Origin of the sequence: Yoonia sp. 2307UL14-13 (assembly GCF_037572755.1) — a bacterium.
Lineage (GTDB): Bacteria > Pseudomonadota > Alphaproteobacteria > Rhodobacterales > Rhodobacteraceae > Yoonia.
In genome coordinates this window covers 294,520-317,899 of sequence record NZ_JBBIFZ010000003.1, presented here as the reverse complement: position 1 = coordinate 317,899, position 23,380 = coordinate 294,520, and the positions used below count along the sequence as shown (strand labels likewise).

Sequence of the window (23,380 nt, the reverse complement as noted above, 5' to 3'; positions counted from 1 at the left end):
AGCGGCCCGTTCGACGCGACAATCGATGGGATCGGACTGATGCAGGATGGGGCCTTTCCGGATGGCGCAAATGGCAGACAAGAGCTGACCATGACCCGGCCGCTCAAATCGATCATAGTGGTGCCTCACAGTATCCCCGATGATCGCGCCGGAGGTCGCCAGCGCAGTTTGCTGTTTATTCACGCGCTGTGTGCGCTTGGGCCCGTGACGCTTGTGCTTTCTGACCGCGCCTCGCAGGCGCCACCGACGGACCTGTTGCCCGGGGATGCGAATGTGGAAATCGTCTATCTTTCGCCGGATTCGCGATCACTTTACCAGATAAAGCCCAAAGCGCTTCGGCGGACGATGATCTCGATCAATCGGGCGCTGGATTGGCTTTTGCCCTGGTGGCGGTATCGCTATGACAAAGTGAGCGATGAGACGCTCAACCATCTGATTTCAGAGAACAATCCAGACGTCGTTCTGTTTCGGTATGTCGATGGCATGCTGCGATGCGACTATCGCGCGTCGGGCGACCATCTGACCGTTGTCGATATCGACGACCGGCCCGATCTGCGCATTCTCAGCGGATACCAACGCATTTTTGGATCGTGGATCACCGGATCGCTTCTGAAACGGTATGTCGACAGATCCGTGATGCGGCATGTAAGACGGTACCTGACAAAGGCACAGCTGGTCTATTTCAGCAAACAGCCCGACATATTGCCGGTGTCATCCGCAGTGACAAAAGTGCAACCGAATGTTCCTTACTTCCCGGCAGAACCGGTCGAAAACACGTCGACGCCGACCCTTCTTTTCGTGGGTAGCCAGAACTATGCACCCAATACGCGCGGTGTCGCGTGGTTCCTGACCCATTGCTGGCCCGAGATCAGCAAGGCGGCACCGACGGCCGAATTGCGCATCGTTGGTTCGGGTAATTGGAACAAGTTCGCCGAAAAGTATCGACACCTCGATCGGGTCGCATTCATCGGATCGGCGCCGGATATTGCGGCGGAATACGGGCAGGCGACGGCGACGATCAGCCCGATATTCGAAGGGGCGGGATCGCAGATCAAAGTGATCGAAAGCTGCGCATTCGGCCGTGTGGTCGTGTGCAGCCGCTTTTCCGCCGTGGGGTTCACGTCTGAGATCGACTCAAAGTTGATGGTGGCGCAGGACAGCGGGGAATTTATCGCCAAATGCCTCGCGCTTTTGGAAGACACCAAGCGATCACATGAAATGGGCCATGAGCTGCGGCAGTTGCAGCAAAAGCACTTTACACCCGCGATTTTCAAATCACGGCTGCGCGACGATCTTCTCAAATACCTTGCACCGTTGAGGCCCGAGGTGGTGAGCTTATCATGATGAAATCAGATGATACTGCGCATCCCGGTGCCACAGCGCCGAACCGGATATTCACCACGAAGCCCCAAATCGTGTCGGGTGCGCAGAACCAAGATCAACCCGTCCCGGGCCTGACCCGGGACCTGAAACAGGACCCCACAATGGCACCGCTTGACGCCATCAAGACTTGCCTCGCCAAGTCGTTTCAGTTCAAAGGCCGCGCCTCGCGGTCTGAGTTTTGGTGGTTTGCGCTAATGTTCATCGGCGGCGGATTTATCAGTTTTTGGGCAATCGAAGTGTTTCTTCCTCTCGAAATTGGCATGCTCCAAAACCCCGCCCTTGCTGTCATGCTTACGTTTCTGGCAATAACCCTATCCCCATTTCTGGCTGTCGGAATGCGCCGATTTCGCGATGCTGGCGTAAGCAGTGTTTTGTTCCTTGTGCCTATGATCATTTTGGCAATCGGAATGAGCCTCAGCTTCTACGACACCTTCATCGCAAATCCACTCAGAGAGTATTCTGGCATTGTCGGAGCCATCATTGGCTATGTTGGCTTTTTGGTGACCGCACCCTTCGTCTTGATCGCTTGCTTCCTGAAACCCCGACACACCAGGCCTCAGGCCGACCCCAACCCCAACGAGGTCCCCCAATGACCGAACAATCCCCTAATGACGTCTTCCATGCCTCTTCCTTCCTGCAGGGGCACAATGCTGAATATGTCGAACAGCTTTACGCCCGCTATGCCGACAATCCCGGAGCGGTGGATGAACAATGGCAGGCCTTCTTCCGCTCGCTCGGCGACACACCGAATGATGCCAAGGCCGAGGCGGCGGGGCCGTCATGGGCGCGGATGGATTGGCCACCCCAGCCTGCGGATGATCTGACTGCTGCTCTTGATGGCCAATGGCCTGCGGAACCCGAAGCCGCAGGCAAAAAGATCAAGGACAAGGCCGCCGAAAAGGGCGTCACCCTCTCCGAAGAACAGGTGCGCGCAGCCGTGCTCGACTCGATCCGCGCGCTGATGATCATCCGCGCCTACCGGATCCGGGGGCACCTGATTGCCGATCTGGATCCGCTGGGCATGCGCGACGGCACGCCGCATCCAGAGCTCGACCCCGCCTCTTACGGCTTTACCGCGGCGGACATGGATAGGCCGATCTTCATCGACCAGGTGCTTGGCCTTGAAATGGCGACGATGAACGAGATCATCGCCATCGTGAAACGCACATATTGCGGCACATTCGCCCTGCAATACATGCATATCTCGAACCCCGAAGAGGCTGGTTGGCTGAAGGAACGGATTGAGGGCTACGGCAAGGAAATCACCTTTACCCAGAACGGGCGCAAGGCGATCCTGAACAGCTTGGTCGAGGCCGAGGGTTTCGAAAAGTTCCTGCACGTCAAATACACCGGCACCAAACGTTTCGGCCTCGACGGCGGCGAAAGCCTGATCCCCGCGATGGAGCAGATCATCAAGCGCGGCGGGCAGCTTGGGCTTGAGGACATCGTCATCGGCATGCCCCACCGGGGGCGCCTATCCGTGCTTGCTAACGTGATGGAGAAGCCTTATCGCGCGATCTTCAACGAATTTCAGGGCGGCAGCTTCAAACCCGAAGACGTGGACGGTTCGGGCGATGTGAAATACCACCTTGGCGCGTCTTCCGATCGGACATTCGACGACAACACCGTTCACCTGTCGCTGACGGCGAACCCATCGCACCTCGAGGCTGTGAACCCCGTTGTCCTCGGGAAAGTCCGTGCCAAGCAGGACCAGCTCAACGACACCGACCGGATCAAGGTCATGGGCATCCTGCTGCACGGTGACGCGGCCTTTGCGGGCCAAGGCGTTGTGGCCGAGGGTTTCGGCCTGTCCGGCCTGCGCGGGCACAAGACGGGCGGGACGATGCATATCGTCGTGAACAACCAGATCGGGTTTACCACGGCCCCGCATTTCAGCCGCTCCAGCCCCTACCCGACCGATATTGCCCTGATGGTCGAAGCCCCGATCTTCCACGTGAACGGCGACGATCCAGAGGCCGTGGTGCATGCCGCCCGCGTGGCCACCGAATTCCGTCAGAAATTCCACAAGGACGTGGTGCTGGATATCATCTGCTATCGCCGGTTCGGGCACAACGAAGGCGACGAGCCGATGTTCACCAACCCGATCATGTACAAGAAGATCAAGACGCAGAAGACCACGCTGACCTTGTATACCGAACGACTGGTCAAGGACGGGTTGATCCCGGAAGGCGAGATCGAGGATATGAAGGCCGCCTTCCAGGCGCACCTGAACGAGGAATTCGAGGCCGGCAAATCCTACAAACCGAACAAGGCCGATTGGCTGGACGGCAAGTGGTCGCATCTGGATCGCAAGGAAGAGGATTACCAGCGCGGCGTGACCGCCATCGAAGAGGCGACGTTCAACGCCGTCGGCGAGGCGCTCACCACAGCGCCCGACGGCTTTCCGCTGCATCGCACGGTCAAACGCCTGCTGGATGCGAAAACCAAGATGTTCGACACCGGCGAAGGGATCGACTGGGCGACCGGTGAGGCACTGGCCTTTGGTTCGCTGCTGACCGAAGGCTACCGGGTCCGGCTCGCCGGGCAGGATTCCACCCGCGGCACGTTCAGCCAACGGCATTCGGCCCTGATCGATCAGGACACCGAAGAACGGTATTATCCTCTCAACAACATCCGCGAAGGTCAGGCGCATTACGAAGTCATCGATTCGATGCTGTCGGAATACGCGGTGCTGGGGTTCGAATATGGATACTCACTGGCAGAACCCAACGCGCTGACGCTGTGGGAAGCCCAGTTCGGCGATTTCGCAAATGGTGCGCAGATCATGTTCGACCAGTTCATCAGCTCGGGCGAATCCAAATGGCTCCGCATGTCCGGCCTCGTCTGCCTGCTACCGCACGGCTATGAAGGGCAAGGGCCCGAACACTCCTCGGCCCGTCTGGAACGTTTCTTGACCATGTGCGGCGGCGATAACTGGATCGTGGCGAATTGCACGACACCGGCAAACTATTTTCACCTGCTGCGGCGCCAGCTGCACCGGACCTTCCGCAAGCCGTTGATCCTGATGACGCCGAAATCGCTACTACGGCATAAAATGGCGGTATCGAAAAAGGATGAATTCACCACAGGCTCCAGCTTTCACCGCGTTCTGTGGGACGATGCGCAACACGGTAATTCCGATACCAAGCTAGTGTCCGATAGCAAGATCAAGCGCGTCGTGATGTGTTCCGGCAAGGTCTATTTCGACCTGCTGGAAGAACGCGACAAGCGCGGGATTACAGACATCTACATCCTGCGGTTCGAACAATTCTATCCATTCCCGGCGCAATCGGCGGTCAACGAACTGGAACGGTTCAAGAATGCCCAGATGGTCTGGTGCCAGGAAGAACCCAAGAACCAGGGACCCTGGGCGTTCATGGAGCCGAATATCGAATGGGTCCTGACCCGCATCAATGCCAAACACACACGGCCCGTCTATGCCGGGCGGGCAGCTGCGGCATCACCCGCGACCGGCCTTGCCAGCCAGCACAAAGCACAACAAGAGGCGCTGATCGACGACGCGCTGACCATCGAAGGATCAAAGTAATGAGCACCGAAGTTCGCGTCCCCACTCTGGGCGAATCCGTGACCGAGGCCACGGTCGCCACCTGGTTCAAACAGCCCGGCGATGCGGTCGCCGTGGATGAAATGCTTTGCGAGCTGGAAACCGACAAGGTCACGGTCGAGGTGCCCAGCCCGGTTGCAGGCACATTGTCCGAAATCGTCGCCCCCGAGGGCGAGACGGTGGGCGTTGACGCGCTGCTCGCGCAAATCGCCGAAGGTGATGCGCCCGCAAAGGGTGCGGAAGCTCCGAAGGCAGATGCCAAGCCAGAACCGGCCACCGAAGAAGGCGAAAGCACCGCCGCTCCCAGCGCAGGGGACGCGCCCGCAAAGGATGTCGAAGATGCCCCATCAGCCAAGAAACTGATGGCCGAGAACAACCTGACGGACGTGGAAGGCACCGGCAAGGATGGCCGCGTGATGAAAGAGGATGTATTGAACGCGCTGGCCGGTAAGACCGAAGCCCCCGCATCGGCGCCTGCCCCCCGCGCACCCGTGCCAGCCGAACAGGCCGACCGGGAAGAGCGGGTCAAGATGACGCGCCTGCGCCAGACCATCGCCAAACGCCTGAAAGACAGCCAGAACACGGCCGCCATGCTGACCACCTATAACGAGGTCGACATGACCGAGGTCATGGCTTTGCGCAACGAATACAAGGACCTGTTCCTGAAGAAACACGGCGTGAAACTCGGCTTCATGTCCTTCTTCACCAAGGCCTGCTGCCACGCGCTGAAAGAAGTCCCCGAGGTCAACGCCGAAATCGACGGCACCGATATTGTTTACAAGAGCTATGTCAACATGGGCATCGCCGCAGGCACGCCCACTGGCCTTGTGGTGCCGGTGATCAACGACGCCGACGCCATGTCCTTCGCTGACATCGAAAAAGCCATCGCCGAAAAGGGCGCCAAAGCCCGCGACGGCAAGCTGAGCATGGCCGAAATGCAAGGCGGCACCTTCACGATCTCCAACGGCGGGGTCTACGGGTCGCTCATGTCCTCCCCCATCCTGAACCCGCCGCAATCGGGGATTTTGGGGATGCACAAAATCCAGGACCGGCCCATGGCGATTGGGGGAGAGGTTGTGATCAGGCCAATGATGTATCTGGCCCTGTCCTATGACCACCGGATTGTAGATGGCAAAGGGGCGGTCACGTTCCTCGTGCGGGTGAAGGAAGCGCTGGAGGATCCGCGGCGGTTGTTGATGGATTTGTAACACTTTCAGCCGTAAGTTTAGCCAAGCAACGAATAGGTCACACATGTCAATTACCGCATACGGGCGGTTCTTTTCTTGGGAAGATTCAATCTATTTCCCAGACTGGAAAAAGGATGCAGAACAAAAATACATCCGAATTCTCGGTCACAAAATGCCTCAAAGGCTTGGGTACAAAGATCCGGAAACCGAACCGGAGGATGAGTTTACGACCTGCTCGGGTGTTTATCTTCTTCACGACGAAAACCGTGAAATTGTATATGTCGGGCAAGCAAAGTCTTTTGCGGCAAGACTAGTCGCTCATACTGGGGATCATCTTCGTGGAAGATGGGTGTCTTATTCTTGGTTCGCGACGACAGAGCCTACCAATCCAAAAACCATGAAAACAGTATCAAAGAACGATGTCGACGATAATGAAGATCAACATGTTCCGGGAGAACTATCGCTCGACATGCTCGAAGCTGTTTTGAGAACCGCAATCGAACCTAAGCTAAATCTTCAAGGTGGCAGATGGGGAAATGTTCCACTTTATGCGCAGAGCGTTGAATATGAGTTTATGTACTTACGTGAGGTCTTCGAAGAAACTCGGAAGTTAAAAAGACAACTAAAGAAATTACGCAAGAATGAATAGAATGGGTGCTCGCACCCACCTCATTTGACGACTCAACATAGCGCCCACCCCGGACCTCGGGGTGGGCGCAGCTACGGTTCTGTATTGCGCATCAGCGCCACGAACTAAACGCCAGCGCCAATCGAAACGCCGCAAAAGCGCCCTCCCCGTGGGGGAGGTCCGGGCGCTGCCCGGCGATGCCGGGCGGAAGGTCGGAGATACGGCGCCATATCTGGCCGAGTATGCTTCATCGATATCCGAGTAACCCGCTCCGGACTTGATCCGAGACCTCGCCACCGGCAAGAGGTCCCGAATCAAACCTGGGACTTATATACCGACGGCACCTTCACGATTTCGAACGGGGCGTCTACGGCAGTCTGATGTCCTCCCCCATTCTGAACCCGCCGCAATCGGGGATTTTGGGGATGCATAAAAATCCAGGACCGGCCAATGGCGATTGGAGGAGAGGTCGTGATCCGTCCTATGATGTATTTGGCTTTGTCCTACGATCATCGAATCGTGGACGGGAAAGGGGCGGTGACATTCCTTGTAAGGGTGAAAGAGGCTCTGGAGGATCCGCGGCGATTGTTGATGGATTTGTAACCACCGATCTGGCTGGCACATGGTGTGCAGAAGCTGTGCACACAGCGTACACACGCCGTACACACACTCTGCGGTCGGGCGGGTAAGGCGATGTTAAGGTCCTGAGGTTGCCACAAAGAAGGATTGCCTGGCGTCAGCTGGTCACGAATTCCGACCGGCCTGAACTGCGGGAGATAGATGGACGTAGCGTAGATATAGCGAGGACCCATGCCCTGGCTGATCGCCTATCAACCCCCGCCAGTTCCGGCCCCCAGGCCGCCGCTGTCGATGCGCCTGAGCGACATCTGCAGGCGCTCCTCGGCGGCTGCAATTTCGGCGAGGGCCGATTTGGTATAAGTCATGTGGGCCGCTGCCGCCTCACCAGCCTTTGCTGGATCCCGCGAGAGAATGGTTTCTATGATTTTGAGGTGCTGATCACGCAATATCGCCCGCACTTCGGGCAGGGCATAAAGCTGTAGCCGATTGAGGAAGACACCTTTGCGCAGCATCTTAGACAAGGCGCGCATCATATGCAGCAGCACGATATTGTGGCTCGCCTCGTAAACGATCATGTGCAGGTTCAGATCGGCCTCGGCCTCTTGTGTGGCATCCCCTGTCGCGTGGGCTGCGTCGATTTCCCTGGCGCAATCCTCGAGTGCTCGACGATCGACGTCGGTCGCACGTTTGGCGGCGAGGCTTGCCGCCATTTGTTCAAGTACGCCACGCAGTTCGAGATAGTCCTTGGCCATGTCTTTGCGTTCTTCCAGCAAGTCCATCAACGGGTCTGTGACGCTTGTCGCGAGTTCCGCGACGACACGGCCGCCAGCCGCGGGTTTCAATAACCCCTTTTGTTCGAGCGTCTTGAGCGCTTCGCGCAGGACCGGCCGCGACACGTCCAGATGTGCGGCCATATCACGCTCTGACAAAAGTGAGTCGCCCGAGCGAAGCGAACCTTCCAGAATGAGGTCTTCCAAATGACGGGCCGTCGCGTCGGCGGCGGATGCGCCTTTGATTTTTCTGGTCACTGGTCGCTCACACTTAATCGTTGAAATTCAGATTGTTACAATCTGGCCGGGTTGCGGGATTAGACCTAACAGAAAACAGCTTTTTGGTAAAGATTAATCCATCTTGAAATACAATGGTAAAAAAAGTATACCAACGCTACGTCACTGGTAAATAACTTGTGAAAACTTACCGGACGGAAGGGGCTTGGGAGGATCTAGGCTCACAACCCGCAACAGCATGCTTGCTGAACGGCGTTTGGCCGCAAGTGACCTGTTGCCTGCACCGAGGAGGAAACAGATGTCACCAGCCTTTAGTTTCATTCTCGCGCTTTTGCCGATTGCAACGGTTTTCCTGTTGCTTGTCGTGCTTGCGCGATCCGCCAAGTTTTCAATGGCGGTGGCCTATGGCGTCACCGCTTTGACCGCCCTCGTCTTTTGGGGCACCGCGCCAGAGGTCGTCGCAGGCGCGACGGTGAATGGCCTTGTCACCGCAATCAGCCTTCTGTTCATCGTGTTCGGTGCGATCCTGCTGCTTTATACGCTTGAGGAAAGCGGCGGCATTCGGTCGATCCGATTGGGCTTTTCCCGGATTTCACCGGACCGCCGCGTGCAGGCGATTATCATTGCCTGGCTTTTCGGCGCCTTGATCGAAGGGGCGTCCGGCTTTGGCACGCCTGCGGCGATTGCGGCACCATTGCTTGTCGCGATTGGTTTTCCGGCCATGGCGGCTGTGATCATAACCTTGATCATCCAGTCCACGCCGGTATCTTTCGGGGCCGTCGGAACGCCGATCCTTGTGGGGGTCAAGACGGGCCTGTCAGATCAGGCCATCGTCGACAGCACCATCGCGCCGATGGGTTTTACCGAATACCTGTTCGACATCGCCACGAATGTCGCGATGATCCATGCCCTTGTGGGTGTGCTGATCCCGCTGTTGATGGTGGGGATGCTGACCCGTTTTTTCGGGGCCAACAGGTCATTCACCGAGGGTCTGAAGGCCTGGAAATTCGCGCTGTTCGCCGGTGTGGCCTTTACGGTGCCTTACTACCTGATCGCGTCGCTACTCGGGCCTGAATTCCCATCGCTGCTGGGTGGTATCGTTGCGTTGCTGATCGTCGTGCCTGCCGCCCGTCGCGGTTGGTTCCTGCCCAAAGACACGTTCGACTTTCCGCCGCGCGCGGCCTGGGAAGAAAGCTGGAAAGGCGATCATCATCGTGAAATCCACGAAGACCCGCCGGTTCACGGCAAGGTCATGCACACCATGCGCGCATGGTTGCCTTACGGTATTGTCGTTGCCCTGTTGGTCGTCACACGCACGATCCCAGAGGTGAAGGCGCTGATCACATCACCAGCCGTGACGCTTGGCGCAGAGGATATGTTCGGATCGGGCATCGGGGTGGCGGTCCAACCGCTATACCTGCCGGGCGCGATCCTGATTGCGGTATCGCTGCTGACGATCGTGATCCACCGGATGCCGGTCAAGACCTATGGCCATGCCTTCGGCGCCTCGGTCCGGACGATGGTCAAGGCTGCACCTGCGCTGTTGCTGGCCGTGCCGATGGTCAAGGTGTTCCTGAATTCGGCCTCTGACAGTATGGCGTCCATGCCGATCGTACTGGCCGAGCACATGGCCACGGTCGCCGGTGATGCCTGGGCGATGGTCGCCCCATCCATCGGGGCGATGGGGGCCTTTGTCGCCGGATCGAACACGATCAGCAACATGATGTTCTCTCTCTTCCAGTTTTCGACGGCTGAACAGATCGGCCTTGGCGCCGGAGGTGCCGCCATCGTGGTCGCCTTGCAGGCGGTCGGCGGCGCGGCAGGCAACATGATCTGCGTGCACAACGTGGTCGCTGCTTCTGCCACTGTGGGTCTGATCAACCGCGAGGGTGAGATCATCCGCAAGGTGCTTGTGCCACTCGGCTATTATGTGGTGCAGGCTGGGTTGATCGGGACGGCCCTGCTGGCCGGTGGCCTGAACCTGTGGTGGTTGGCAGCCGTGATCTGGCCGGTTGCGGTGCTGACGGTCATGTCGCTCAAGCGCGGAAAGGTTGCCGACACATCACAGCCACCGGGGGCTGTTCCCGCCAAATGACAAAATGGCCCATCTCGGATCACCGGGGTGGGCCCCTCGGTTTGTTGTCGATTTGAAATTGTTTGAAGTCGGAATCGCATCGGTCGGCTTAAATCCTTGGATTATGTCAATCCTTGCTTCCTTTGACCACGATCAGACACACCCTAGAGGAGATGACAAAATGGACAATGCGAACCTGATCCAAACGCTGCAAAGCGCCGTCGGACCCAAATATGTCCTGACAGGTGCAGCACGAACCGAGCGGTATCGCAAAGGTTTCCGGTCGGGGAGCGGTGACGCGATCGCCGTCGTCGTCCCCGGTTCTTTGGTTGAGATGTGGCGTGTTCTGCGGGCATGTGTTGCCGCCGACAAGATCGTCATCATGCAGGCCGCCAATACTGGATTGACCGAAGGGTCCACCCCAAAAGGGACGTATGACCGTGATGTCGTGATCCTGTCGACCAAGCGGATGAACCGTATCGATGTGCTGGATGAGGGGCGGCAGGTTGTCAGCCATCCCGGTGGTACATTGTTCCAACTGGAAAAACTGCTGGCACCGTTTGGCCGTCAGCCACATTCGGTGATCGGGTCGTCCTGTATCGGGGCGTCGATCCTGGGGGGTGTGTGCAACAATTCCGGTGGTTCGCTGGTCAAACGCGGGCCGTCCTATACCGAACTGTCCTGCTATGCCGAGGTCACCGCCGATGGCGCATTGCGGCTGGTCAACCATCTTGGGATTGATCTGGGGACCGACCCGGAAGAGATATTGGGCCGTCTGGACCGGGGTGAAATCGATCCAGCCACGGTGCATGCAGATGCCGGTGCGGCCAGTGCCACCGGCTATGCCAAGAAGGTGTCAGACGTCGATGCCGACAGCCCAGCGCGCTATAACGCCGACCCTGCGGGCCTTTATGAGGCGTCGGGTTGTGCGGGCAAGCTCGCGGTGTTTGCGGTGCGTGTCGATACGTTCCCGGTCGAGGCCGGTGAGAAGGTGTATTACATCGGCACCAATGATCCCGCCGCGCTGACGACGCTGCGCCGCCGGTTGCTGACCGAGTTGGATGATCTTCCCATCAGCGGCGAATACCTGCACCGCGAATGTTTCGACATTGCGCGCCGATATGGCAAAGACACCTTGCTGATGATCCACTGGTTCGGCACCGACAGGCTGCCGCTGTTTTTTGCGCTGAAAGGGGCCATGGATGCCCGGCTGAACAAGCTACCATTCCTGCCCAAGAATATGGTCGACCGGGTCATGCAGGGCCTGTCGCGGCTGGTGCCGGAAGCGCTGCCCAGGCGGATGCTGGCCTTTCGCGACCGGTTCGAACATCACCTGATCCTGAAAGTGTCGGGTGCGACCGCGCCTGCGACCGAGGCCATCCTGAACGATATTGTCGGTCCCGAAGGCTGGTTCCTTTGTGATCCGTCCGAGACCAAGAAGGCCATGCTGCACCGTTTCGCCGCCGCAGGGGCCGCCATTCGGATGCAGGCGGTGCGCGCGAATGAGATCGAGGATATCATCGCCCTTGATATCGCGCTGAAACGCAATGATCGCGATTGGCTGGAAACCCTGCCTGCCGATATTGCGGACAAACTGGTGGCAAAGCTCTATTACGGGCACTTCCTGTGCCACATTTTCCATCAGGATTACGCGGTCAAGAAAGGTGTCGATGTCAAGGCGCTGAAGGCACAGATGCTGGAGCTGCTGAACAAGCGCGGCGCGGAGTATCCGGCCGAACACAATGTGGGCCATCTGTACGAGGCCAAACCGGCCCTTGCCGCGCATTACCATGCGCTTGACCCGACCAATTCCTTCAATCCCGGGATCGGCAAGACATCCCGCGACAAACATTACGGTGCCCCTTGCGGATGCGCCGCCCACAAAACCGCCGCTGAATAAGAGGTTTTATCTTTAGCGGCCATGACGGGTTAGGGTGTTGGGAGGTGGGCAAAATCCGGGTGCTAGCCATCACATCCGGCGACGTTTGCCCATGCGGGGTTGTTTCCGACCTCAAACAGGCGCCGTCAGGCAAATCAAGATGGCGGATCAACGGTTCGCGCAGCAATATATCGGCGATGGCACGCAACACGTCTGTCTCTCTGGGGGAGCACTTTACCGGGTTCATCGACGCGAAGGTGAAGGAGGGGCGCTATAGCGCGGCCAGCGACGTGGTGCGGGCGGGGTTGCGGCTCTTGGAAGAGAAAGAGGCCAAGCTGGAGCGATTGCGGGCGGAGATTGGTAAGGGGTTGGCGTCTGGCATTGCGGAAGAGTTCGACTGGTACGGGCTCCGGGCCGAACGATACGCGGCACATGAAACTGGAACAAAGACCGTTTGGTGAAGCGGATTAGGTACGTTGGGCGTTGTCCCGATGCGGCAACGCAGACTTAACCGGCTAGACCAATACACCGATTGAAAACAATTTATGGGAAAATCTTCCCATGGTTGTGTCTATCGGGTACACTTCGTCAAGGTTGTGTGTTGGATCAGCTAATTGCCAGTTAAAAAAAGTTACACGTTCTATATCGCCAAAGAGCATAATTTGGGTTTTCGGGATTACCTGTCCGAGAATGCGCGTGCCAATTTAGCTAACCCAACGACACAAAGTTTAGGTATAAGTGATTTCGGCGACCGGGCGGCTCTTTACATTTTTCGCGGACCCCCAAACCCCCCTAAGTGGCTTCGGCAGGTATCTTCTGCAATTAACGGCGTCGAGTTATTTTCGACTTTTTCAGGCGCAGGTGTAATGTTATTCGAGTCACATGAAAGAGTCTTGGCCGTTACGTTCGCACATGGTTGGATGTACTTAAATCAAGACAGATTTGAAGCGGATTTTGGACTAAAGGTAGCAGTCAACGCACTCGACGTTGGAAAGCTGAGAAGGCTTGAAAAGTCGAACCTTGGTGATGCTTTACAAGGGGTGTCACAATCACCTTTTCAAAGAGAGTTTAGGTCGCTTTGGACATCGGACGCTTTGGACGTAGTCTCTAGGTTAAGCGGGACTACAAGAGAGGAAGTACAATCAGACTCGATGACAGGTTCGAAGTCTCTAAAGATAACTGGTGAGTATGAGATTGCAGACCTTCCAGACCTCTCAACGGAACTTGTGGAACTTTATTCGTCAGAAAGATATCGTGAAACTGACTTCTCAATAATCGATTTCGTCAGACCTGAGTTGGACCGGGAAGTCATTTCTGAGTTAGATGCAATTGCGGCCTCCAATATTGCCGCTGCTGAACAGAATTTCGAATTAGCATTACCACTAGATGTGACGTCAGATGCTTGTGCATTTGTCTTTAAAGGTACGGGTATGAGACGAACATATCCCGATTTGATGTTAAGGCACTATCAAAATAGCTTGGGCAGCAAGTTGGGCGAAGTTACTTCAAGGAGTTTGAAGTCCCATAAAATCATAGCGAGTTTTGATGATGGTCGACCACCAATCGATACTTCAATAAAGAAGTCGCTTGTCGGTTCAGTCCAACTTAGAGATCAGCGTTATGCTGCCAACGAAGGTAACTGGTTCAAAATAGATGATATTTTTCGTCAGTCGATTGAGCAACGTTTCCAGCAACTTACGAATGAATGGACAGAAGCTGAAGCACCAAGGATACGTTATCAATATGATGTTGATGGTAATGGTAGGCTTGAACGTGAAGAACATTACAATCAAAGACTTGCCGAGTATTTCAACTTCGCTCTGCTAGATCAAACAGAGATCAGGATACCGAATGTGCCACGATCAGGGTTTGAAGCCTGCGATATGCTTGATGCTTTGGGTAAACGCTTCATACATGTAAAGAAGTCGTCTCGCCGTTCTCCAATACTGAGCCATTTCTTCAAACAGGGGTCAAATTCGGCTCGTCAGTTTGCTGGTGTTCCATCGTGCTGGACGCAGCTTGCGGAGGTATTGAGGTCAAAAGGTAGATCGGTTGATGCGGATTTGATCGATAATGAAGAAGAAAGACGGAGAGACCAGTGGACGGTCGAATACTGGATAATTGATACGCCTCGGCAAACAGGTGAATTCAACATTCCATTCTTCAGCAAAATCTCATTGCATGATGAGGCACAAGACATTGAGTCTAGAAGTTTTCGAGTTGTTTTACGTTTCTTACCAAGAGCAGAAATCAATCTCTAAACCACAACCTCCATCCCGACCTGCTCACCCACCCCAAACACCCTCTTATACCGTGCGATCTCGTCCTCGGGTCCCATCGCCTTGTTCGGGTTGTCGCTCAGTTTGACGGTGGGGCGTCCGTTGGCTGCGACCGCTTTGCAGACCAGTGAGAAGGGCGCCAGGGCGTCGTCTGCGACCAATCCTTTGAAGTCGTTCGTCAGCATTGTCCCCCAGCCGAAGGATACCCGGCACCGTCCGGCGAATTGTTTGTGCAGCTCGCCGATCTTGTCCACGTCCAGCCCGTCGGAAAAGATCACCAGTTTCTCGCGGGGGTCTTCGCCCTGCGCTTTCCACCACTTGATTGCCCGCTCTGCCCCCTCTGCCGGGTCGCCGCTGTCGACCCTGATCCCGGTCCAGCCCGCCAGCCATTCGGGCGCACCTTTCAGGAACCCTTCGGTCCCGTAGGTGTCGGGCAGGATGATCCGCAGGTTGCCGTCATGTTCCTCGTGCCAGTCGGCCAGCACATCGTAAGGCGCCTGCCGCAGCGCGTCGTCGCTGTCGGCCAAGGCCGCATAGACCATGGGGAGTTCGTGGGCGTTGGTGCCGATCGCCTCGAGGTCCCGGTTTTTGGCGATCAGGCAGTTGGAGGTGCCGGTGAAGCGGCTGCCCAGCCCCTCGGTCATCGCCTGCACGCACCAATCCTGCCAGAGGAATGAATGCCGCCGCCGTGTCCCGAAATCGGCGAGCCGCAGGTTGTCGATGGGCCGCAGCTTTTCGACCTTTTCCCAGAGTTTCGTCATGGCGCGAGCATAGAGCACCTGCAGTTCGAATTTGCCCATGTCGCGCAGGACGGCGCGGCTGCGCAGTTCCATGATCACGGCGAGGGCGGGGATTTCCCACAGCATGACCTCGGGCCAAGTGCCTTCGAAGGTCAGTTCGTATTGTCCGTCGCGTTTTTCGAGGTGGTAGGGGGGCAGTTTCAGGTTCTCGAACCATTCCATGAAGGCGGGCGTGAACATCTGCCGTTTGCCGTAGAAGGTGTTACCGCGGAGCCATGTGCTTTCGCCGCGCGTCAAGCGGAGGGAGCGGATGTGGTCAAGCTGTTCGCGCAACTCGCCTTCGTCCACCAATTCGGCGAGCCGGATGGATTTGGTCCGGTTGATGAGCGAGAAGGTGACCTGCGCGTCCTGCCGGTTGCGGAAGATCGACTGGCACATGAGCAGTTTGTAGAAATCGGTGTCGATCAGCGACCGGATGATCGGGTCGATCTTCCATTTGTGGTTCCAGACGCGGGTGGCGATGTCGACCATGGTGGCTCCTCCGATTGCATGCGTTAGAGCAAGGGGCGCGGGGGCGTGCAAGGCTCTTGTTTGGGGGTCGGGGTCGTGCCAGCCTATGCGCATATTTGATGCAGGAGTCTTAGGATGCTTCGTTTTCTGATCCCGTTTGTTTTGGTGATTATGGCAGGTGCCGCCCGTGCTGATAGCCCCGTTCCCGAAAGTCGCACGATTTATGAGCGCGGGATCGATCTGGTGGGGACCGATCTGGCGCAGATTTTTGATACGACGCTGCAGGCCTGTGAGGCGGCGTGTCAGAACACCGCCGGATGCCAGGCGTTTACGTTCAACCAAGTGTCGAATGCGTGTTTTCCGAAGCGGGATGTGACCAATATCTCGGTCTTTGAGGGCGCGATTTCTGGGCGGATTTATCCGACGGATCAGGCTGTTCTGGCGGCGGCAGAGGATCGTGCGGCAGAGCTTTCTTTCTTGAACAGCTACGATTTCATCAATGCCGCGACATTTATGGAGTTGGATAGCTGGCCGGAATATCGGATCACCCCATCCTTGCGGAATGCGTCGATCCGGGCGCTTGAGACGGATTTGGCGGCTGATTGGTTGGCATATGCCAGGGTACGAACCAACAACGCGACCGGTTTTCATACGCGCGCTGTCACGGCGTCGGTCATGGCCTATCTGCGCAGTAAGGACGATGAGACCCGCCGTGCCGCTGCCGTGTTCCTTGCCGAGGCGCTCGAGGCTGATGGCCGTGGTCGCGATATGATCCCGGCATTGCGGCTAGCCCAGGACATCCGGTTTGACCGCGAGACCGAGGCGGCGTTGAACGAAGCCATCGGCAAGTATGGGTTCCGCGTTGTCGATACGCTGGTCGAAGCCGATACGGCCACACCCCGTATCTGTGCAACATTCAATGAGGACCTGATCAAGGCAGGCACGGACTATACGCCGTTCGTGCAGCTGTCCGACACGCAGCTGGTGGTCGCGGCGGATGGTGCACAGCTGTGCATCGAGGGCGTACAGCATGGTGAGCGTCATCGCATTGTTCTGCGCGAGGGTCTGCCTGCTGCGTCGGGCGAGGAACTGGTGCGCCCTGTCGAATTGACGCTGTATGTGCGCGATCGGTCCCCGGCTGTTCGCTTTGTCAGCCGCGCTTATGTGCTGCCCCGCTTGGGCGACGTGGGTGTTCCGCTGGAAACGGTCAATATGAATGAGGTCGATCTGAAGCTGAGCCGCATTGACGACCGCAACCTGACGCGCACGATGCAGTCGGGGCTGATGGACCGGGCGATTTCGCGTTATACGAGCGGGTTTGTGTCAGACGAGATCGGGGTAGATGTCTGGGAAGGTACAGCAGAAGTCGTTTATGACCTCAATCAGGACAGTCTGACCCGTATTCCCCTGGGCGATGTGTTGCGGGACGAACCTGCGGGCCTTTATGCCCTGACCGCTGCCAGTACAGATGGCAACCGCGATATCCCGTCGGCGACCCAATGGTTTGTCTTGTCCGACATCGGTGTGGCCACCTATCTGGGCAATGATGGGTTGACGGTCGCGGTGCGGTCTTTGGCGGATGCAACGCCCCTCGCCGACGCTGAGGTGACGCTGATTTCGCAGGCCAATGCTGTACTGGGTGAAGTTGAGGCTGATGTCGATGGTGTCGCCCGCTTCGATAGCGGCCTGACCCGCGGTGTCGGTGGCAACCGCCCGGCGCTGGTGACGGTTGCCGTTGGTGATGACATGACGTTTCTGTCGCTCACCGATCCGGCCTTTGATCTATCCGACCGTGGTGTGGAGGGGCGCGAGCCGAGCCCGCCGATGGATGTGTTTGTCGCAACCGATCGCGGGGCCTATCGCGCGGGCGAGACGATCCATTTGACCGCACTGATGCGGGATGCGGCCGCGTTGGGTCTGCCGGATGTACCGCTGACGGCGATCCTGACCCGGCCTGATGGTGTTGAATATAGTCGCGAGACCTCGGCCAGCGGTCAGGCGGGTGGGCATGTGTTTGCGATGCCTGTTGCGTCGACCGCGCCGCGCGGGACATGGCGTGTTGATCTGAAGGCCGATGTGGATGCACCAGCCTTGGCCAGTACGACTGTGTTGGTCGAGGATTTCCTGCCGGAGCGGATTGATTTTGATCTGTCCTTGCCCGACCGCATCGCGCTGGGTGATGTGCCGCAACTGAATGTCGATGCGCGCTATCTGTTTGGGGCGGTTGGTGTCGGCCTGGATGTCGAAGGCGAGGCGCTGTTGCGCGCGGCCAATGAACTCGACGGCTTTCCCGGCTATCGCTTTGGCCAATATGACGCGCAGTTCGATGCGCGGCAGCGTTTCCTGGAGGGCGACGTGACCGGGGATGACGGGATCGCAAACCTGTTCATCGATCTGCCGGTGCAAGAAGCATCGCAACCGCTGGAGTTGCGGGTGACCGCGCGTGTGAAAGAAGGCTCCGGCCGACCGGTGGAGCGTCAGTTGACCGCGCCGGTTTTGCCGAATGGTCCGATGATCGGGATCAAGCCGCTGTTCGACGGTGTGATTTCGGAAGACAGCAACGCACCGTTCGAATTGATTGCTTTGACCCCCGATCTGGGCGCTGCTGACTTGCCGGTCCAGTGGACGATCAACAAGGTGACGACCCGTTATAAATGGTATCGCCTGAATAATCGCTGGGACTGGGAGCCAATTACGACGCGGACCCGTGTCGCATCGGGCAAGACGACGCTGGGGGATGTGCCGACGCGGGTGGACGGGATTGTCAGCTGGGGTCAGCATGAGATTATCGTTGAGGCGACGGGCGCAGATTACTTTGCTGCCTCGACCGATTTCTATGCCGGTTGGTATGCGCCTGCGAGCGTGGATGACACACCGGATTTGCTTGAGGCGTCGCTGAATGCCGACAGCTATGCCGTGGGTGATACGGCGACCTTCCGCATCGTGCCGCGTCATGCGGGGACCGCCGTGGTGACGGTGATGTCGGATGGCCTGATCTCCATGACGTCGGTTCCGGTGAGCGAGGGCGAGAACCTGATCGACCTGACCGTGACCGAAGAATGGGGGGCAGGTGCCTATGTCAGCGCGTCGGTGATCCGTCCGATGGATGTCGATGCGGGCCAGAACCCGGCCCGCGCCTTGGGTCTGGGCTATGCGCAGGTCGATCCAGGTGAGAAGGCCTTGACGGTCACGCTGGATGCGCCTGAGATCATGGAACCGCGCGGGGCGTTGGATATCGGTATTCAGGTGGATGGCGTGCAGCCAGGTGAGACGGCGTATGTCACGCTGGCGGCGGTTGATCTGGGCATTCTCAATCTGACCGGTTTTGAACCGCCTGATCCGCAGGGTCATTACTTTGGCCAGCGCAAGCTGGGTGTGGAAGTCCGCGATGTCTATGGCCGATTGATTGATGGGTTGAACGGTGCGATGGGCACGGTCCGCTCGGGCGGTGATGCGACGGCGAATGCAGGCGTACAAAGCCCGCCGCCGACCGAGGAACTGGTGACGTTCTTCACCGGCCCGGTGCAGGTCGGTTCCGATGGCCGCGCGCAGGTGCAGTTTGACCTGCCGGGGTTCAACGGCACGCTGCGCCTGATGGCGATTGCTTGGTCAGAGACCGGCGTTGGGCAGGCCGATCACGATGTGATCGTGCGCGACCCGGTGGTTGTGACGGCGAGCGTGCCGCGTTTCCTCGCCCCCGGGGATCAGAGCCGGTTACTGTTGGAGATTGTCCATGCCGATGGCCCGGCTGGGCAGATGGGGCTGAATGTCAGCGCACAGGGCTTGGGTCTGGTGTCGCAGGTGCCGAACAGCTTTGATTTGGCGGAGGGCGGCAAGCAGGTGTTCGAAGTGCCGTTTGCGGCCTTTGATGTAGGCACGCATAGCATTGATGTGGCGCTGACCACACCGGATGGGCGGGTGCTGGACAAGTCGCTGACCATCCCGGTGGTGGTGAACGACCCTGAGGTCAGCCGCATCAGTCGGTTCAGCCTTGATCCGGGGGCGACGTTCACATTTGACGATAATGTCTTTGCCGGGTTCCAGACGGGGACGGGCAAGGCGACCTTGTCAGCCGGGCCACTGGCCCGGTTCGATGCGCCGGGCCTGCTGAACGCGCTCGATCGGTATCCATATGGCTGTACGGAGCAGCTGACGTCGCGCGCTATGCCGCTGTTGTATCTGGATGGTGTGGCGACGGCGATGGGTCTGGCGACCCGTGACCAGATTGGTGAGCGGATCACCCAGGCGATTGCCGAGATCACGTCGAACCAGGCGGCGAACGGGTCATTCGGGTTGTGGCGTCCGAGTTCGGGTGATTTGTGGCTGGATGCCTATGTGACCGATTTCCTGACCCGTGCGCGGGCCGCGGGCTATGACGTGCCAGATGTGGCCTATGACAATGCAGTGCTGAACCTGCGCAATGCGGTCAATTACTATCCCGACTTCGATGAGGGTGGTCGCGATCTGGCTTATGCGCTGTTCGTGCTTGCGCGCGAGGGCGAGGCGGCGGTGGGTGATCTGCGGTATTACGCGGATCAGAAGACCGGTGCGTTCAAGGCGCCGATGGCCTTGGCGCAGCTAGGGGCCGCCTTGGCGCAATATGGGGATCAGCCGCGTGCGGATGCGTTGTTTGCCCGGTCGGGGCAGGTTTTGCGGGATCAGATCGCGCGGTCAGAGCGGCTGTATTGGCGCAGCGACTATGGCACCCATCGGCGGGATACGGCGGCGGTGCTGGCCTTGGCCGTTGAGTCCGGCAGCGATGTGCTGGACCGCGATGCGTTGCTGGCGCGGATTGGCGGGAATACGTCGCGCGCCTCGACTCAGGAAGCGGCATGGACGTTGCTGGCGGCGAATGCGCTGGTGAATGATCTGCGCAGTACAGGACTGAAGATTGATGGCTTGCTGCCCGACGGGCCTGTGGTGCAGTTGCGGGATGCGCAGGCCGCCGAGGCGCCAGTGGAGATCGTGAATACCGGCAGCAGCCCGACCGAGATCACGGTGACGACCTTTGGCGTGCCTGACACACCGCCGCCTGCGGGTGGCAATGGTTACGCGATTGAACGAACCTATGCGACGCTGGATGGCCGACAGGTTGATCTGGGGAATGTGCCGGTGGGTATGCGGTTGGTAGCGGTGCTGACGGTCCGTCCGTTTGGGCGGCAGGAGGCCCGGTTGATGGTCGATGATCCGCTGCCAGCGGGGTTCGAGATCGACAACCCGAACCTGCTCAAAGGTGGCGACATTCGCGAGTTGAACTGGGTGGAATCGGTTAGCACCGAGAATGCAGAGTTCCGGTCGGATCGGTTCCTTGCTGCCGTCGATTGGCGGTCTGACGATCCGTTCCAGCTCGCCTACATCGTCCGTGCGGTGTCGCCCGGGCAGTTCCATCATCCGGCTGCGTCGCTCGAGGATATGTATCGCCCGCAGATGCGGGCGAATACGACGGCGGGTCGTGTCACGATTACCGAATGACACGGTGGATTTTCACCCTTGCACTCGCCCTTTGGGCCGGTGCTATCGCACGCGATGCAGCGAATGATTGGATCGATGCAACGGTGCTGCCAACCTTGGTGTCCGAGGTCAGTACAGAGGTGCGCGACCGTCATGGTCATCTGCTGCGCGCCTATACGGTGGCCGATGGACGTTGGCGATTGCCTGTCACGCTAGGGGAAGTTGACCCGACTTATCTGCGGATGCTGATCCGGTACGAGGACAAACGCTTTGCCGATCATCACGGGGTCGATCCTTTGGCGATGGTCAGGGCTGCATGGCAGGCGGCCTGGCATGGTGGGGTCGTGTCGGGCGGGTCGACGCTGACGATGCAGGTCTCCCGATTGCTCGAGGATGGAAGCACCGGGCGATGGGCCGGGAAGTTGCGGCAGATCCGCGTTGCGCTGGCTTTGGAGCGGCGGTTGACGAAGGATGAGATCCTGACGCTGTATCTGAACCATGCGCCGTTTGGTGGAAATATCGAAGGGGTCAGGGCGGCGTCTTATGCCTATTTTGACCGCCCGCCACGCCGGTTGACACCTGCGCAGGCGGCTTTGCTGGTCGCCTTGCCGCAATCGCCAGAGACGCGCAGGCCGGATCGGGCAGCTTCGCAAGCCGCAGCGGCGCGGGATATGGTTCTCAGGCGGCTGACCGACGCTGATGTGATCGATGCAGCGGCGCAAGAGGCTGCCGTTCGCCACCCCGTGACAGCGATGCGGCATGTCTTGCCTGCCTTTGCACCGCATCTGGCGGATCGGGCCATCAATGCTGCACCTGACCAGAATCGCCATGACCTGACGATTGACCGCCCGCTACAAATCGGGTTGGAGCGGTTGGCCGCAGACGCTGTGCGCGGCCGGAGCGATGGCATGCAAGTCGCGATCATGGTGGCGGATCACCAGACCGGGCATGTCCTTGGTCATGTCGGATCAGCCCGGTATCGCGCAGATATGCGCGGGGGGTTCATTGACCTGACGCAGGCCGTGCGGTCGCCGGGATCGACGTTGAAGCCGTTGGTCTATGGGCTTGGGTTCGATCAAGGTCTGATCCATCCCGAAACGATGATCGCTGACCGTCCGACAGATTTCGAAGGTTATGCGCCCCAGAACTTTGACGGCTTGTATCGTGGTGAGCTGCGTGTGCGGCTGGCCTTGCAACATTCGTTGAATATCCCCGCCGTTGCTGTGACAAAGGCGCTGGGTCCGCACCATTTGCTTGCCGGTTTGCGACGGGCCGGGGCCGAACCGACATTGCCCGGAGGCGCGCCGGGTCTGGCGGTTGCCTTGGGTGGCGTTGGTTTGCGGTTGGAAGATCTGGTGCGTTTGTACGGAGCGATCGGCAATGGCGGGATGGCGATCGATCTGCGATGGCGGGACGCGCCAACGGATGATTTTCAGCCGCGTCGCGTGATCCAACCGGCCGCGGCCTGGCATATCGCGGACATCCTGCGCGATGTGCCACGGCCGACAGGGGTTCAGGGGACGGGCATCGCGTTCAAGACCGGAACGTCTTACGGACATCGCGATGCATGGGCTATCGGGTTCGACGGCCGGCATGTCGTCGGCGTTTGGATGGGGCGACCGGACGGGACCCCTGTACCCGGCGCCTTTGGTGGCGATCTTTCGGCGCCGGTCATGTTCGCCGCTTTCGCGCGCGCCGCGTCAGAGGTCACACCCATTGCATCGCCACCGCCCGAAACCCTGCTTTTGCCAAATGCACAGCTGCCGCAGCATCTGCAGCGGTTTGGGTCAGACCCTGCGTTGCAGGCGCACCGTCCTGAAATCGCCTTTCCACCCGACGGTGCGATCATGACACCGGGACCTATGGTCGTCAAAGTGCGCGATGGGCGTGCACCTTATGTCTGGCTAGCCAATGGACAGCCTGTCGCGCGCACCCATAGGCCGCAGGTTGATATCGGTGACCTTGGCCCAGGATTTTCGCAGCTGACGGTCATCGACGCAGATGGACGTTCAGACCAGGCGCGGATCGAAATCCAGTGAAGCGGAAACGCGCCCGTTTTGTCGCGCGGCCTTGTCATTTACCCGAAAATCGGGACAAC

General features: G+C 58.5%; 13 protein-coding genes and 1 pseudogene. 12 read left to right on the top strand and 2 right to left on the bottom strand.

The genetic code is table 11. From position 1 onward, the window contains the following. Positions 1 to 90: 90 nt before the first annotated feature. The 6 genes and pseudogenes from V8J85_RS11010 to V8J85_RS10985 form a co-directional block, all read left to right on the top strand. Complete coding sequence (locus tag V8J85_RS11010) at positions 91 to 1,344, top strand: glycosyltransferase (RefSeq protein WP_339953782.1); 1,254 nt, start codon at positions 91 to 93, stop codon at positions 1,342 to 1,344. Then, a complete protein-coding gene (locus V8J85_RS11005) occupies positions 1,341 to 1,976 on the top strand; it encodes a DUF805 domain-containing protein (protein WP_339953781.1) in 636 nt (211 codons plus the stop codon). Before V8J85_RS11010 ends, V8J85_RS11005 begins: the two co-directional genes overlap by 4 nt. Then, positions 1,973 to 4,930 (top strand): 2-oxoglutarate dehydrogenase E1 component, encoded by a 2,958-nt coding sequence (locus V8J85_RS11000; protein WP_339953780.1) that lies wholly within the window; start codon positions 1,973 to 1,975, stop codon positions 4,928 to 4,930. The genes V8J85_RS11005 and V8J85_RS11000 overlap by 4 nt, the downstream gene beginning before the upstream one ends. Further along, positions 4,930 to 6,156, top strand: coding sequence for a 2-oxoglutarate dehydrogenase complex dihydrolipoyllysine-residue succinyltransferase (gene odhB, locus V8J85_RS10995; RefSeq protein ID WP_339953779.1), 1,227 nt, complete (start codon positions 4,930 to 4,932; stop codon positions 6,154 to 6,156). Before V8J85_RS11000 ends, odhB begins: the two co-directional genes overlap by 1 nt. Positions 6,157 to 6,199: 43 nt before the next feature. Continuing rightward, complete coding sequence (locus V8J85_RS10990; RefSeq protein WP_339953778.1) at positions 6,200 to 6,784, top strand: GIY-YIG nuclease family protein; 585 nt, start codon at positions 6,200 to 6,202, stop codon at positions 6,782 to 6,784. Between the two features lie 318 nt (positions 6,785 to 7,102). Continuing rightward, positions 7,103 to 7,366, top strand: a pseudogene (locus V8J85_RS10985) (2-oxo acid dehydrogenase subunit E2); the annotation flags it as partial. A gap of 227 nt (positions 7,367 to 7,593) precedes the next feature. On the opposite strand, the gene V8J85_RS10980 reads toward V8J85_RS10985, so the two are convergent. Beyond that, positions 7,594 to 8,370, bottom strand: coding sequence for an FCD domain-containing protein (locus V8J85_RS10980; protein ID WP_339953777.1), 777 nt, complete (start codon positions 8,368 to 8,370; stop codon positions 7,594 to 7,596). A 277-nt stretch (positions 8,371 to 8,647) separates the two neighbouring features. Here V8J85_RS10980 and V8J85_RS10975 point away from each other — a divergent pair, with 277 nt between their 5' ends. From V8J85_RS10975 to V8J85_RS10960, 4 genes are all read left to right on the top strand, one after another. Continuing rightward, the gene (locus tag V8J85_RS10975; RefSeq protein WP_339953776.1) at positions 8,648 to 10,444 is read left to right on the top strand and encodes an L-lactate permease; all 1,797 of its coding nucleotides are present in this window, start codon (positions 8,648 to 8,650) and stop codon (positions 10,442 to 10,444) included. 160 nt (positions 10,445 to 10,604) lie between these two features. Next, complete coding sequence (dld, locus tag V8J85_RS10970) at positions 10,605 to 12,323, top strand: D-lactate dehydrogenase (protein ID WP_339953775.1); 1,719 nt, start codon at positions 10,605 to 10,607, stop codon at positions 12,321 to 12,323. A gap of 176 nt (positions 12,324 to 12,499) precedes the next feature. Continuing rightward, entirely contained in the window at positions 12,500 to 12,763 is a 264-nt protein-coding gene (locus tag V8J85_RS10965; protein WP_339953774.1) for a type II toxin-antitoxin system ParD family antitoxin, read from the top strand. 153 nt (positions 12,764 to 12,916) lie between these two features. Then, the gene (locus V8J85_RS10960; RefSeq protein ID WP_339953773.1) at positions 12,917 to 14,563 is read left to right on the top strand and encodes a TIGR04141 family sporadically distributed protein; all 1,647 of its coding nucleotides are present in this window, start codon (positions 12,917 to 12,919) and stop codon (positions 14,561 to 14,563) included. Here V8J85_RS10960 and pncB read toward each other — a convergent pair. Next, positions 14,560 to 15,852 carry a nicotinate phosphoribosyltransferase gene (gene pncB / locus V8J85_RS10955; RefSeq protein ID WP_339953772.1) on the bottom strand — a complete coding sequence of 431 codons (1,293 nt, stop codon included), beginning with the start codon at positions 15,850 to 15,852 and terminating at the stop codon, positions 14,560 to 14,562. The genes V8J85_RS10960 and pncB overlap by 4 nt on opposite strands. Positions 15,853 to 15,966: 114 nt before the next feature. On the opposite strand from pncB, the gene V8J85_RS10950 reads away from it, so the two are divergent. Then, positions 15,967 to 21,303, top strand: a complete 5,337-nt coding sequence (locus V8J85_RS10950) for an alpha-2-macroglobulin family protein (RefSeq protein WP_339953771.1) — start codon at positions 15,967 to 15,969, stop codon at positions 21,301 to 21,303. Beyond that, on the top strand, positions 21,300 to 23,321 hold the full coding sequence (gene pbpC / locus V8J85_RS10945) for a penicillin-binding protein 1C (RefSeq protein ID WP_339953770.1): 2,022 nt from the start codon (positions 21,300 to 21,302) through the stop codon (positions 23,319 to 23,321). The genes V8J85_RS10950 and pbpC overlap by 4 nt, the downstream gene beginning before the upstream one ends. Positions 23,322 to 23,380 lie beyond the last annotated feature (59 nt).